Source organism: Ochrobactrum sp. BTU2 (assembly GCF_024539785.1).
In the GTDB taxonomy this organism is placed as follows: domain Bacteria; phylum Pseudomonadota; class Alphaproteobacteria; order Rhizobiales; family Rhizobiaceae; genus Brucella; species Brucella anthropi.
Window position 1 is genome coordinate 15,986 of sequence record NZ_JAHWRG010000003.1, and the last position, 14,344, is coordinate 30,329.

Sequence of the window (14,344 nt, forward strand, 5' to 3'; positions counted from 1 at the left end):
AGCCGCTTTCAGACACAGGCTTGCGTACAAACAAAATCACAAAGGTATGCATTATGACTTCACCGTCATCTCCTCCGCGGATCGAACAGGAAGAACGCCTGGAACGACTGGCATTGTTGCAAGACAAGTTGAGAGAGCGCGGGATTGGCGGCCTTCTGCTCGGGCCAACGGCAAGTTTGCGTTATTATACCGGGCTTGTTTGGCACATCAGCGAACGTTTTCTGGGTGCCCTCGTCACACCGTCGGAAGTCATTTATATCGTTCCCGGCTTTGAACAGAGCCGCGTCGAAAGCCTGCCGCATCTGCCAGGAGAAATCCGTGTTTGGCAGGAGGAAGAAAGTAGCGCAGCGCTGATAGCATCACTCATTCCGGCAAGTGCTACACTTGCCGTGGACGATGCCGTGCCGCTGTTCGTCTATAATGCCCTTAAACAGGAAATCTCGTCGGAGCGCTTGCTTGACGGCGGCGAACTGATCCGTGAACAGCGCATCTGCAAGTCAACCAATGAAATCGCTATTATTCAGCACGCGATGGATCTGACGCTTGAAGTTCATCGCCGGGCGCATGCGCTGATTAAGCCCGGCATTGCCGCAAGCGAAGTGGTGCGCTTTATCGATGAACAGCACCGTGCCCTCGGCGCCGCAGGCGGCTCGACATTCTGCATCGTCTCGTTCGGAACGGCGACTTCGTTGCCACATGGCGCAGATGGCGAACAGTTCTATCAGCCCGGTGACGTTATCCTTGTGGATACCGGATGCCGTATCGATGGCTATCACTCCGATCTCACGCGCACTTACATGCTGGAAGAGCCAAGCGCAGAATTTTCGCGCATATGGGCGATTGAACGCGAAGCGCAGCAAGCCGTTTTTGATGCGGCAAAGCTTGGTGCGGCCTGTTCAACCCTTGACGATGCGGCACGCGCTACGCTGGTGAAGCATGGATTGGGACCGGACTATGCGCTACCCGGCCTTCCGCATCGAGCCGGTCACGGCCTTGGTCTGGAAATTCACGAGGCCCCATACATCGTTCGCGGCAATTCGCTTCCGCTCGCTGAAGGCATGTGCTTCTCCAACGAGCCGATGATCGTAGTCTCGGACCAGTTCGGTATTCGTCTGGAAGATCATATCCATATGACGGCGACCGGACCAAAATGGTTCACCCAACCAGCAAAAGGCCCAACCGAACCTTTCACATAATGCCGTAACTACTGCTATCGATTGCCGGGTATTCCCGCCCAGCTTTCCGATTGCTTTTCGCCAATACCGATCAGATCAATGGCTCGCGCCGCGATCTGATCGGCTACTTCATCGACCGATTGGGGTTTGAAGTAAAAGGCCGGAACCGGCGGCATCACAATCGCGCCCATTTCTGTCACCGTGCACATGTTGCGCAGGTGGACCAGATGCAGCGGCGTTTCCCGCGCGATCAGGACCAGCCTGCGCCGCTCCTTCAAATGAACGTCCGCAGCGCGGGTTAACAGACTGTCGCTGTGCCCCGTTGCGATCGCCGCGAGCGTCCGCATGGAGCACGGCGCAACGATCATACCGGCCGTTGCGACTGATCCGCTTGCAATCAGTGCACCTATATCGCTGACGGAATAACTTCTGTGCACCAGCCTGTGCAGAAGCGCATAGCCGTCAGGACCCAGCTCGTGGCGCAATGTTTGCTGCGCTGCGTCCGATACGACCAGGTGGCTCTCGACATCGTTTAAAGTGGAAAGCTGTTCCAGCAGTTTGAGCGGGATGAGAGCGCCCGATGCGCCGGAAATGCCAACAACAACCCGTTTCATCGCATGCTTTCCTTAATCAACCCAAGCTCGCCCCACATTGCATCCACGCGGGCGATTACATCGTCGCTCATCTTCAGCACCGCACCCCATTCCCGGTCAGTTTCCGCACCGATTTTGTTGGTCGCATCAAGTCCAAGCTTCCCGCCCAGACCTGAGCGCGGCGACGCGAAATCGAGATAATCCACTGGTGTGTCGGTAAGCGTGATGACATCGCGACTAGCATCGAAGCGTGTGGCAAGTGCCCACATGACGTCATCCCAGTTACAAACATTTATGTCGGGATCGACGGCGATTATGAGCTTCGTGTAACTGAACTGTGGCAGCATCGACCAAAGCCCCATCATCACCCGCCGCGCCTGACCGGGATAGCGTTTGTCAATCGAAACGACTATTGCCCGATAGGAACACGCCGCCGGAGGCAGCCACAGATCGGCGATTTCCGGGAATTGCTTTCGTACAATTGGCACGAACAGCTCGTTCATCACTTCGCCAAGTCTTGAGGGTTCATCCGGCGGGCGACCGGTATAGGTCGAAAGATAGACTGGGTTTTTCCGCATGGTTATCGCTGTCACCTGCATGACCGGAAATTCCTCGACACTATTGTAATAGCCCGTGTGATCACCATAAGGCCCCTCTGGCGCTGTCACTGATGCGGAAACTCGCCCTTCCAGAATGATTTCAGCGTTAGCGGGCACGGAGAGCGGCACAGTGTACGCATCAACGACGGAAGGCCTTCGTCCAGCAAGCAGGCCCGAAAAGGCAAGTTCGCTCATCCCCTCAGGCAAGGGCATAACGGCTGCAAGGATTGTCGCCGGATCGGCCCCGATAGCAACGGCAACCGGCATATCCTCGCCTCGCTTTTGCCACATGCGGTGATGACGCGCACCGCCGCGATGGGCGAGCCAGCGCATGATCAACTTATCCCGGCCAAGCTTCTGCATCCGGTAAATTCCGACATTTACGTCGGATGGATCGTCTGGTGCCCGTGTGATAACCAGCGGCCAGGTAACAAGCGGCGCAGGCTCTCCCGGCCAACACCACTGGATCGGCAGTAGATCGAGGTTGACCGCTTCGCCTTCCAATATCGTCGCCTGCACCGATGCGCGTCTGACCTGCCGAGGACGCATATTCAATGCTGCCTTTGCCAAAGGCAGCTTGCTCCATATTTCCCCTGCTGAACGGGGCGGCTTTGGTGCACGCAGTTCCGCAAGCATCTCGGCAAGGTCGGGAATTCCCTCAACGGCACAGCCAAGTCCCAACGCAATACGCCGCTTAGAACCAAAAAGATTGGCCACGAGTGGAATTGAATGTTGATGACCGTCTGCATCGACCGGTTGTTCGAAGAGTAATGCCGGACCATCCATTTCGAGCACACGCTTGTGGATTTCTGTTATTTCCTGGACGAGCGAGACCGGACGTTTGATCCGAATGAGATCGTTGCGCCGTTCAAGCTCCGACAAAAAGCTTTGCAGGCAGTCGTAATGTGACCGAAGAGAGCGAGCCGTTTTCATGCCCTTAGTTTTGAATATCGAATTCTTTCGCCGTCTTTGATCTGAATCAAACTGTCATTGTATTGAATCGCCTAGTTCTGAACTCACCTTGTAAAGCTCACCGGAGCTGAGTGATGATGAAGATACCTCCAGCTGTGGCTGTTCCTGCCCGGCTTGTTCCACCCTTTTTGATCGCCCCTTTTGTCTCGCGCATTTTCTTTCAAGTGATGCGCGCGCATCCGGGCCTCTTCGAGCGTCTCGGAGACTATGCGACGAAGCGGTTCCGTTTTCGCCCGTCCGACATACCATTTGCTTTTGTGATCGAGCCGGATAAGCCGCGCATCACAATCGTGCGCGACGACGAAGCGACAGAGGTCGACGCAGGCATCGAAGGACCGCTGGTTATGCTGCTCGCGCTTCTCGAAGGTAAGCTTGATGGAGATGCGCTGTTCTTCTCCAGGGATATTACCGTGACGGGCGACATGGAGGCCATGCTGGCGCTTCGCAATGCGCTGGATGACTGCAATATAGACCTTCCATCCGACCTCGGCACAAGTGCCGGACCGTTTGCCCCGATGGTCCGCGGCATTGCAAACTACGTACGCAGCAAGGCCCTCGGCAAGGAAGCTACCGGATGGAACTGATTTGTCCTGCAGGAACGCCATCGGCCTTGCGTGAAGCAGTGGGTGCTGGAGCGGATGCCGTCTATTGCGGCTTTCGCGACGAAACGAATGCGCGCAACTTTCCAGGCCTCAACTTCAGCCGTGACGAACTACGCGACGCAATCCAGTTCGCCCATGCTCGTAAAACGCAAGTTTTCGTTGCCATCAATACGTTCATGCGCGCAGGCGATGAGCACATTTGGTATCAAGCTGTAGACGATGCGTCCTCCCTTGGCGCAGACGCAGTCATCATCGCCGATTTCGGGCTCATGGCCTATACTGCCGGGAAGCATCCAACACAGCGGCTCCACGTATCCGTACAGGCTTCCGCTTCCAATGCAGACGCAATCCAGTTTCTCGTCGATGCATTCAAGGCTAAGCGTGTCGTGTTACCACGCGTTCTGACCATTGCCGATATTGCGAAACTCGGCCGCAAGATCGGCTGCGAAATGGAAGTATTCGTGTTCGGTGGACTATGCGTGATGGCAGAAGGACGATGCTCCCTGTCTTCCTACGCCACTGGCAGATCGCCCAACATGAACGGCGTTTGCTCACCGGCCAGCCACGTCCGCTACCGGCAAGACGGAGAGGAACTCGTCTCCGAACTCGGCGATTACACGATCAATCGTTTCCCTTTGGGCGAGCCCACCGGCTATCCGACACTCTGTAAAGGCCGGTTCGATATCGCAGACGATCAAGGTTATGCATTTGAAGATCCGGTTTCCCTCGATGTCATGAATCATATCGATGAGTTGCGGGCGGCAGGCGTCTCAGCGCTCAAGATTGAGGGTCGCCAACGCGGCAAGGCTTATGTTGGTGAAGTCGTCTCCACACTGCGTCAGACACTCGCAGCAAGTCCCGAAAGCCGCGCCGCCCTTCTGTCCCGCCTCCGTCTGCTGAGCGAAGGCCAGCAAACGACTTCGGGCGCTTACGACAAACGCTGGAGATAGATATGTCAGCACCCAGCCTCAGCCTTGGTCCCGTTCTCTTCCTGTGGGACGGCCCAAAATGGCGGGATTTTTATTTTCGTATCGCCGACGAAGCCCCGATCGACCATGTCACCGTCGGTGAAATCGTCTGCTCCAAACGGTTCCATTTCTTGACACCTTATATGGACGCTGTGATCGAGCGGCTGCAGCGCGCAGGAAAAACGGTGAACGTCGGTTCGCTGGCGCTCGTCATGCTCGAGCGAGAAGCAAAACAGGTCCGTCACACGATTAAGGAGGCGACACTACCGGTGGAGGCAAACGATCTGTCGGCACTGGGGCTGTTGTCCGGTGTGCCGCATATAGTCGGTCCACTGGTCAATGTTTATAATGCTGCGACCGCGAAGGTTCTTGCGGCCCGTGGCGCACAGTCGATCTGCCTGCCGCCAGAGTTACCAATCAGTTCAATCCGGGAAATCGTCAAAGCCGCGCCTGAGATTGCGTTTGAAGTATTCACGTTCGGACGAGTGCCGCTCGCCATTTCAGCTCGTTGTGCGCATGCGCGATCCAAGGGCCACATAAAGGACAACTGCCAATTTGTATGTGGCGAAGAGCCCGACGGACTGCCAGTCAAGACCCTGGATAGCCAACCATTTCTGGCACTGAACGGTGTGCAGACGCTCTCTCATACCTGTCAGTCACTGATTGAGGACCTGCCTGAGCTGCAAGAAGCAGGGATCAGGCGTTTTAGACTGTCACCGCAGGACTGCGATATGGTGGAAGTAGCCCATATCCATGACGAGGTGCTAAACCGATCTATCAGCCCTGAAGACGGCATTGCGCGCTTGAGAACTGTCTATCCGGGCGTCCCGCTCTCCAACGGGTTCTTGCATGGGAACATCGGGGCTGCATGGATCAGCCGTCAGCGGTCGGCGGCTGCAAACTAGATCGAGACCGTTCTTACTTCTATCGGAAGAACTCTAGCTCTCGCCTTCGGCAATCGATTTCAGATGCCGGAGGTCGCGAACGAGCAACGATTGTCTGCCACCTTCCACCCAGCCCTTAGTCTGCCACTGGCTGATAATACGCGAAACCGTGTGCAAAGTTGTTCCGGTCAGTTCAGCGATATCCTGTCGCGAAACCGGAAAATCGATACGCACACCGCCCCTTTCTTTTACCCCAGCTTCACGAACAAGTCTCAGCACTGCATGTGCCACGCGCGGTTCGACTTCTTGCGTTGATATCTCTCTGATGCGATTGTGCGCGGCATCCAGTCTGCGCCCAATCATCTGCATCGTATTCACAGCGAGTGCGGGGCTGCGCGCCATGAAATCAGTCATCATTTCCATCGGCCAGGCAAGGACGGAACTATCGACCGCGGCCAGAGGCGTACCGGGATAGTCTTTGCGCCCCAACGCTACCGCGAAGCCGAAAAGTTCTCCGGGATTGACGACCCGCACAATAATCTGCTGCCCGTCGGCGGTAACTTGCATGACTTTCAAGCGCCCATGCAACAACACAAAAAAGTGGCTTGCATCGTCACCTTGATTGAAGACGGCGGTTCCTTTCGGAACAGCACGCCGAGTAGCCAGACCAAGAAACTGATCAAAACCCGCATCATCCATACCGGCAAAGACCGACAGGGAGCGGATCTGTGTTTTATCAAGGGGGGTAGCCATCACATCCTCATTGCCAGACCGTCGTCTGGCAAAAACTTGGCGTCAATATCAGCGAGTTCGCTGGCATCGTTATCAAACCAACCCCGTAATGAAAACATCAATCACGCTTTCTGAAGGTCGAAGCGTCAATTGCAAGCTTTTGCAGGCGGGCGTAGAGACTGCGCCGCGGCAATTGCAGCAGAACTGCAGCAACCCCTACATCACCGTTGCAACGATCCAACGTCGCGCGAATAACGCCGTCTTCAAAACGGTCCATCTGTTCCGACAGCGAAAGCGGACTGGGCTCCGTAATTGGATCGTGGCGCAATCCCAACACGACCTGCTTGGCATAATTGCGTAGTTCGCGGACATTTCCCGACCATTCGTCCGAGTTCAATCGCGCTTCCATGACTGCATCAATTGCAGGTCGCGGTTGGCTGAACTGTGCTGCCGCTTCATCAAGGAAATAAGAGAAAAGCAGACCGATATCCTTCCGCCGCTCGCGCAGAGGCGGAACACGGAGCCTGACCGTTTCAAGGCGATAAAACAAATCGGAACGAAAGCGACCGGAAGTCACAGCTTCCTCCAGATTGCCTTTCGCAGCCGCTATGATCCTTAGATTGACCGCGCGCGGTTCTCCTGAAAGCGAAGGCAACTCACGCTCTTCGACAACACGCAGCAGCTTGCCCTGAACGGACAGTGACATGCTATCGACTTCATCGAGAAACAATGTGCCGCGATCCGCGTCGGCTATTCTCCCGCGCTGGATGCGACTGCCGAACAGAACTTCATCGGCAATGACATCGGGCAAGGCGGCACAATCGATGGCAACAAAACTGCGGGCGTGACGCGCGCTCCAGCGGTGCAGAAGGCGAGCCACCAATTCTTTTCCAGTCCCGGTTTCGCCTTCTATCAAAACATCGACATCGACACTGGCAAGCTGGCGGATCGTGTCACGCAGTCGCACCATCACCGGCGTCTCGCCAAGTAGGGGATAATCCTGCTCGGCATTTGCCGCAGCCCGGCGAAGGCGGCGATTTTCCAGCACCAGCCGGCGCATTTCCAGGGCGCGGCGAACGCTCGATATCAGATGATCAGCAGCAAATGGTTTAGCTATGAAATCGAAAGCTCCTTTCTTGAGTGAGGCCACAGCCATTCCAATGTCGCCATGTCCAGTCATCAAAATAACCGGCAGCTCCGGGTCACGCGCCAACAATGTTTCCATCACGGCATGTCCATCAACCCGCGGCATGCGGATGTCGGTCACAACGATGCCCGGATAGTCAGGCGTCAAACTGGTCAAAGCGGACTGACCGTCACCGTGCACTTCAATATCAAGACCTGCGATTTCAAATGAATCGGCCAAGGCCGTACGAAATGCTGCATCGTCATCGACCAGCATCACGCGCAAAGGCTCACTTTCCGTCAAGGCCACCCTCCTCTTTCGCCCGTTTCAAGGTTGCCGCAAAAGCTGCACCACCAAGCTGCGATGGAACGACGCGTAGCGTTCCTTCCAATTCGGTCATGAGGTCTCTCGCGATGCCCAGCCCCAGACCGAGGCCATCCGCTTTTCCTGTAACAAATGGGCTAAAAATCTCGTCAGCCAATTGGGGATCAATGCCGGGTCCGTTATCGTCCACGACAAGAGAAATCTGGTCGCCCTCGTCGCGGACGCTGAACGAAACACGTGGATTCTCGATGTTCACGACCGCATCCAATGCGTTCTGCAGCAAATTCACCAGCACCTGCTCTGATCGGACGCGGCAGGCAAGTATCACCACGTCGGAACGTTCCGGTATATCCAGTTGAACCTTGGCGTTGCGGAACCGGTCTCCCATCAGCAGCATTGTGCCATCTACAAGCTCATTCAGCGGGAGCGAGCGAACGACACCGCTGCGACGGCGCGCAAACCGGCGCATTTCCTGTGTGATAGAGCCTATGCGCGCTGTCAGTTCCACAGATGTATTGAGGTTTTGGGCGACCTTATCGAGCTTGCCATGTGCTAGATGATGCTGTGCGTTTTCGGTGAGCGTCCGAATGGTCGCGACGGGTTGGTTGATTTCATGCACCAGCCCTGCGGTTATCGATCCGAGGGAGGCGAGCCTGTTCGCCTGGGCGAGCTCTTCCCGCGCATTACGAAAGCGTTTGTCAGCCAGTTCACGTTCCGCCATTTCCGCGCTCAATGCGGCAGTGCGCTCGTCAACTGCAGTCTCGAGTTCGGCACGATAGGCTGCCGCACGCGCTGCGCGGCTCACTCGCCAGTAAACGGCACCGGCAATCATGACAAAAACGAGCATAACTGCCACCGTTATCAGGCGCGCAAGGTCGTTGGCAGCGCGCAGAGCCCGCCCCATAGGTTCCATATGAACCAGTTTCAGAGACGTTTCGGCAATCGGCTCGTCAACCGCAACTGAATATTGGCCGGACGGCCCGATCATCATCCCATCCGGCGCAAAACGATAATTGCTCGGCTTCATATCCGCAGCATTGAACTGTCCACTCTCGATAATCTTTGTGCGTTCTGTAGTTGATATCGGCTGAAAGGAGCGAAGGTCTTCGGCCTTATCGGTGGAGGCCAGTATGATCCCGCGAGGATCAACAACGAAGGTCTGGCCGGGGTCATTTGCCCATGTTTGCACCAGTCTGTGGAATTCAAATTTGATGACGACCACACCAACCGGATTAGCCTGATCACCGATGCGCCGCGCCAAAAAAAGGCCGAAACGCCCACTCAAATCACCTATGGCATAATATTCTGCCGAACCTCCTGCCATCGCGCCCTTGAAATAAGGCCGGAAATCGTAATTGCGTCCGACAAAGCTCTCCGGCGTATTAGCATTCGATGACGCAATAACAGTTCCGTCACGAGCGATCACATAGATGATTGGCGAACCGATCTGATGTGCAAGAAGTTCAAGCTTTTGGTTCAGACGAGTGGTCGCGTCCTCTGATCTGCCAGCAAGCACATCACGCAGATCGCTATATTCCTTCAAAACCACAGGCAACAACCGGAACTTTGCCAGTTCACTGTCTATCAGGCGGGTCTGTTGACGCGCTACAAGCGTGGCATTTTGCCGAAGTCCATCAAGCGCCTCGTTTTCCGCCCACAGCCGGGCGGAAAACCACACACCGATTGCCAGTAAGAAAGCGAGGGCAACCAAAAGGAATTTTGTAATCTTCGATGGCACCTTCATTTGTGCATATTTATGCAAATTCAAACGAATAGTCACGCAGAATCTTGCACAAGACGCGCACGAAAGTAAATCGAAATCTGCAGAAAATCATTTAATTTCAATATTTTAATCTTTTTAAATTCGCTCTCTGGTGATCATTGTTCAGCTACAGCATGTTAGCGCTACTTCGAAAAGGGAGTTTCGAAGGGAGGAGCTTAACCGTGAACCGCATCAATATAGCACCCGCATCGCAATCACTTCCAGAGCCGCTCTTATCGACCGGGTCACTGATATTGCGTGCTCGAAGCTGAAGCGGAGCGCGGAATGAGATTATTCACCAGCGCCAAACAAGCCTTCTCTCACGAACCCAAGTGGAAGTGCAGAGAGACGAGTTGATGGCGACGGAAAAACACCCTGAAACCGTTTCGCTGATCCGGTTCCACAACAAGGGGTGAAATTCAAAAATCCAGAGATTGGAAGGAGCAACCCATGGTCTCAATTACAAGTGAACGGAGTGAAGTGCAAAGCACCAATAGCCGCCTGAAATCCATCATCGGTGGCTCGACCGGCAATCTGGTCGAATGGTTCGACTGGTATGTTTACGCAGCATTCGCGCTCTATTTTGCACCGCACTTCTTCCCGTCTGAAAGCCAGACCGCGCAGCTTATGAGTGCTGCCGCAGTCTTTGCAGTCGGCTTTGTCATGCGCCCCATCGGTGCGTGGATCATGGGTATTTACGCCGACCGCAAGGGTCGCAAGGCGGGTCTTGCACTGTCCGTGACGCTGATGTGTGCAGGTTCGCTCATCATCGCACTGACGCCCGATTACCAGACCATCGGCCTCGCAGCTCCGGCCCTTCTCGTGCTCGCACGTTTGATGCAGGGCCTGTCAGTCGGCGGCGAATATGGCGCTAGCGCCACCTATCTGTCGGAAATGGCGGGCAAGGATCGTCGCGGCTTCTTCTCCTCGTTCCAGTATGTCACGCTCATTTCAGGCCAGCTTCTCGCAATCTTGCTTTTGATTGTGCTTCAGTCGACCATGGAAACCCCGGCACTGGAGGCCTGGGGCTGGCGTATTCCGTTCTTCATCGGCGCACTGCTTGCCGTTGTAGTATTCTGGCTGCGTCGCGGCCTTGCGGAAACCGAAAGCTTCAAGAACGCCAAGACCAAAGACACTCCAAAGTCCGGTTTCTGGACGCTTATCAAGCATCATCCGAAGGAAACCGCTCTCGTCATGCTTCTGACTGCCGGCGGTACGCTCGCATTCTACGCTTACTCGATCTATATGCAGAAATTTCTGGTGAATACATCCGGCTTCAGCCGTGAAGTAGCGAGCCAGATCAATGCCGTGACCCTTTTCATCTTCATGTGCCTGCAGCCCATCGCTGGCGCTTTGTCAGACAGGATTGGTCGTAAGCCATTGATGATCGCGTTCGGTGCCGCAGGTGTTCTTTTCACCTATCCGATTTTCACGACGCTGGAACAGACCCGCGACCCGATCACGGCTGGTCTGCTGGTCATGGGAGCGCTCATCATCGTCACCGGCTACACCTCCATCAACGCTGTGGTGAAGGCGGAACTTTTCCCGGCGCATATCCGTGCACTCGGCGTAGCCCTGCCCTACGCACTGGCCAACACTCTCTTCGGTGGTACTGCCGAATATGTTGCACTAAGCTTCAAGAATGGTGGCTGGGAACGCGGCTTCTACTGGTACGTCACCATCATGATCGGCATTTCCCTCATCGTTTATCTGCGTATGCGGGATACGAGCAAGGACAGCATGATCAAGGAAGACTGATACTGCCTCCCAAGCGACAAAATGCCGGACTTAACGTCCGGCATTTTTATTCCTCCTGTTGTATTGTCCGAAACCGCCCAGGGCTTTGCCCCATCCATTTATGGAAGGCGCGATAAAAGGCGCTCGGCTCACTGTAGCCAAGTTCGGCAGCCACCTCCGCCACGCTCAACCTGCTTTCCTGCAAAAGCCTTTCAGCAATAACGAACCGCAACTCATCCTTGATCGTGCCAAAGCTCTGCCCCTCCCCGCGCAGCCTGCGTCGCAAGGTCGGTACGGACATGCCAAGCCCCTTCGCGAGTTCTTCAAAAGAAGGCCAGTCTGTGATTGGCAAAGCATTCAATTGCGCGCGTACCCTTGCGGAAAGATCATTATCATGACGATAGCGGATCAGAATATTGGCGGGAGCCTCTCGTAAAAAACTGTCCAGCGCTACATCGCTGCGAATGATCGGCAGTGATAGATAGGACGACGAAAAAACCAGTCGCGTCACCGGCTGGTCGAACAGGACCGGCGCTCCGAAGAACTTGTGATAGTCCTGACGGTGGACCGGCGCCGGACAAGCAAAGTCGAGCGTCCGCAACGGAATACGTCGCCCGATCAGCCAGCAGACCACACCCATCAGGATCAGCCAATAGGCACGATAAGCAAAGGCAGGTCTCGGGTGCCCGGCATCGGTCAGAACGACATGGGCCATGCCATCGCGGATCCGCAATTCGCCCCGCGGATCATCCAGCACTACATTGAGAAACTGCAAAGCCCGTCGCAAAGCCCGTTCCAGCGTGCCAGCATGCAGCACAGCATGACAAAGCAGATTGAAGCTGCCGGGGCGCATCGGCCTTGCAGCCAGCCCAAAGAATTCGTCGTTGATCGTTTCGGCAATCAGCCACCACAAACGACCATATTCCACATTAGTGACGGGTTCTGTCACTGTCTCCGGCAAGCCGATCTTTGCCATCAGGGCAGCCGTATCCATCCCCCGGACACGCACGCTTTCGAGCGCATCCTCGACGAAGCCCGGTGCAATATTATGGCGTTCCATGGTTTCTCTATATTGCAAAATCGATCACACATTAATGCATCTAATGTCATTGTTTGCAATGCGTGACGCGTTAACCTTTAGGCATGGTTGGCCACGAGGAGGTGGCGGTCAGGGAGGTTATACTGGATGACTGAAACGTCCGTTTCAGCGCGATTGATGCGTTATGATGATGCCGTCGCGCAATTTCGCATCGAAGATGCCATTGCAAAGCTTCACGGCAATCCTGAAACAGGCATTAATGCCTGTATTGAATGCTGCGACCGGCATACGGGTGATAATCGCGTAGCCCTGCGCGCGATTACAGCCAATGGCGAACTTTCCGAATTTACCTTCGAGAACCTGCGCGATATGGCCGCTCGTGTCGGCAATGTACTGAAAGATGCAGGTGTCGGCGTTGGTGACGTGGTCGCCGGTCTGTTGCCGCGCACACCAGAACTCATTGCAACCATTCTCGGCGCATGGCGTATCGGCGCTATTTATCAGCCGCTTTTCACCGCTTTCGGCCCAAAAGCAATCGAACATCGCCTGAAAACCAGCGGCGCAAAACTGGTCGTCACCAACACGGCCAACCGCTCCAAGCTGACAGAAGTTGAAAACTGCTCCAAAGTCGCAATCGTACCGGCACCCGGCGAAGACTTGCCAGCCGGCGACATCGATTTTTGCGCGGCGGCCGCTTCTGCTTCAGTTGACTGCGCGCCGGTGCTTCGCAAGGGCAGCGATCTGTTCATGATGATGTCGACTTCCGGCACCGCTGGCCTGCCCAAAGGCGTACCGGTCCCGCTTTATGCGCTAATGGCGTTCGGTGCCTATATGCGCGAAGCCATCGGCCTGCGTTCCGACGATATTTTCTGGAATATTGCCGATCCGGGATGGGCCTATGGCCTTTATTATGCCGTGACCGGGCCATTGCAGCTTGGCATGGCAACCACGCTTTACGAAGGCGGTTTCACCGCCGAAAGCACCTACGACATTATCGAGCGTCTTGGCGTCACCAGCCTTGCCGGTTCGCCGACTGCCTTCCGTCTGTTAATGGCCGAGGGACCGGAAGCTGCGAAACGCGTCAAAGGTCGCCTGCGTGTGGTGTCGAGTGCGGGAGAACCGCTTAACCCGGAAGTCATTCGCTGGTTCGACGCATATCTTGGCGCACCGATTTACGATCATTACGGCCAGACCGAACTCGGCATGGTGGTGAATAATCATCACGGCCTTGAACATTCCGTTCGACACGGTTCGGCTGGCTATGCAATGCCCGGCTATCGCATCGCCGTTCTGGATGAACAGAGCAATGAGCTCGGTCCTAATCAGCCCGGCATTCTTGCTGTCGATGTTGCAAAATCGCCACTTCTCTGGTTTTCCGGCTATTACAAGCAGGAAACACCAGCCATTGCGGACGGTTACTATCGCACCGGAGATACAGTGGAATTCGAGCCGGATGGTTCGATCAGCTTCATAGGCCGTGCCGATGACGTTATAACATCATCAGGTTATCGCATTGGACCCTTCGATGTCGAAAGCGCCCTTCTTGAACACGCAGCCGTCAACGAAGCAGCGGTCGTCGGCGTACCTGACCCGCAACGAACGGAAATTGTGAAGGCATTCGTTATTCTTGCACCCGGTTTCGAAGGTACGCATGAACTGAAGGATGAGCTGGCGTTGCACGTGAAGAAGCGGCTCTCCGCCCATTCCTATCCGCGCGAAATCGATTTCGTGAACGAGCTCCCCAAGACACCAAGTGGAAAAATCCAACGTTTCCTCCTACGCAAGGCGGAAATCGACAAACAGCAACAGACGAAGGCCTGAGGACAAGATT

The 14,344-nt window shown here is 55.3% G+C and carries 12 protein-coding genes; 6 read left to right on the forward strand and 6 right to left on the reverse strand.

Annotation, left to right across the window (positions count from 1 at the left end):
* Nucleotides 1–53 precede the first annotated feature (53 nt).
* Entirely contained in the window at nucleotides 54–1,196 is a 1,143-nt protein-coding gene (locus KWJ32_RS09155; RefSeq protein ID WP_151610527.1) for a Xaa-Pro peptidase family protein, read from the forward strand.
* 14 nt (nucleotides 1,197–1,210) lie between these two features.
* On the opposite strand, the gene KWJ32_RS09160 is transcribed toward KWJ32_RS09155, so the two are convergent.
* Together KWJ32_RS09160 and KWJ32_RS09165 are read right to left on the reverse strand one after the other, a co-directional pair.
* Nucleotides 1,211–1,789: a UbiX family flavin prenyltransferase gene (locus tag KWJ32_RS09160; protein WP_012092562.1), complete on the reverse strand. Its 579-nt coding sequence runs from the start codon at nucleotides 1,787–1,789 to the stop codon at nucleotides 1,211–1,213.
* Complete coding sequence (locus KWJ32_RS09165; RefSeq protein ID WP_012092561.1) at nucleotides 1,786–3,300, reverse strand: UbiD family decarboxylase; 1,515 nt, start codon at nucleotides 3,298–3,300, stop codon at nucleotides 1,786–1,788. Before KWJ32_RS09165 ends, KWJ32_RS09160 begins: the two co-directional genes overlap by 4 nt.
* Nucleotides 3,301–3,413: 113 nt before the next feature.
* On the opposite strand from KWJ32_RS09165, the gene KWJ32_RS09170 reads away from it, so the two are divergent.
* From KWJ32_RS09170 to KWJ32_RS09180, 3 genes are read left to right on the forward strand one after another with little or no spacing between them, the layout of a single operon-like run.
* Nucleotides 3,414–3,923: an SCP2 domain-containing protein gene (locus KWJ32_RS09170; protein WP_012092560.1), complete on the forward strand. Its 510-nt coding sequence runs from the start codon at nucleotides 3,414–3,416 to the stop codon at nucleotides 3,921–3,923.
* On the forward strand, nucleotides 3,914–4,891 hold the full coding sequence (locus KWJ32_RS09175) for a peptidase U32 family protein (RefSeq protein ID WP_012092559.1): 978 nt from the start codon (nucleotides 3,914–3,916) through the stop codon (nucleotides 4,889–4,891). The genes KWJ32_RS09170 and KWJ32_RS09175 overlap by 10 nt, the downstream gene beginning before the upstream one ends.
* Nucleotides 4,892–4,893: 2 nt before the next feature.
* Nucleotides 4,894–5,814, forward strand: a complete 921-nt coding sequence (locus KWJ32_RS09180) for a U32 family peptidase (RefSeq protein WP_012092558.1) — start codon at nucleotides 4,894–4,896, stop codon at nucleotides 5,812–5,814.
* 33 nt (nucleotides 5,815–5,847) lie between these two features.
* Here the strand turns inward: KWJ32_RS09180 and KWJ32_RS09185 are convergent, their stop codons facing one another.
* The 3 genes from KWJ32_RS09185 to KWJ32_RS09195 form a co-directional block, all read right to left on the reverse strand.
* Nucleotides 5,848–6,546 carry a Crp/Fnr family transcriptional regulator gene (locus tag KWJ32_RS09185; protein WP_012092557.1) on the reverse strand — a complete coding sequence of 233 codons (699 nt, stop codon included), beginning with the start codon at nucleotides 6,544–6,546 and terminating at the stop codon, nucleotides 5,848–5,850.
* 97 nt (nucleotides 6,547–6,643) lie between these two features.
* A complete protein-coding gene (locus KWJ32_RS09190) occupies nucleotides 6,644–7,954 on the reverse strand; it encodes a sigma-54 dependent transcriptional regulator (protein ID WP_012092556.1) in 1,311 nt (436 codons plus the stop codon).
* On the reverse strand, nucleotides 7,941–9,719 hold the full coding sequence (locus KWJ32_RS09195) for a cache domain-containing protein (protein ID WP_012092555.1): 1,779 nt from the start codon (nucleotides 9,717–9,719) through the stop codon (nucleotides 7,941–7,943). The genes KWJ32_RS09190 and KWJ32_RS09195 overlap by 14 nt, the downstream gene beginning before the upstream one ends.
* Before the next feature lie 468 nt (nucleotides 9,720–10,187).
* On the opposite strand from KWJ32_RS09195, the gene KWJ32_RS09200 reads away from it, so the two are divergent.
* Entirely contained in the window at nucleotides 10,188–11,495 is a 1,308-nt protein-coding gene (locus KWJ32_RS09200; RefSeq protein ID WP_012092554.1) for an MFS transporter, read from the forward strand.
* Between the two features lie 46 nt (nucleotides 11,496–11,541).
* Here KWJ32_RS09200 and KWJ32_RS09205 read toward each other — a convergent pair whose 3' ends face one another.
* The gene (locus KWJ32_RS09205) at nucleotides 11,542–12,534 is read right to left on the reverse strand and encodes an AraC family transcriptional regulator (RefSeq protein WP_012092553.1); all 993 of its coding nucleotides are present in this window, start codon (nucleotides 12,532–12,534) and stop codon (nucleotides 11,542–11,544) included.
* 126 nt (nucleotides 12,535–12,660) lie between these two features.
* Here KWJ32_RS09205 and KWJ32_RS09210 point away from each other — a divergent pair, with 126 nt between their 5' ends.
* A complete protein-coding gene (locus KWJ32_RS09210; protein ID WP_012092552.1) occupies nucleotides 12,661–14,334 on the forward strand; it encodes an acyl-CoA synthetase in 1,674 nt (557 codons plus the stop codon).
* Nucleotides 14,335–14,344: the final 10 nt, after the last annotated feature.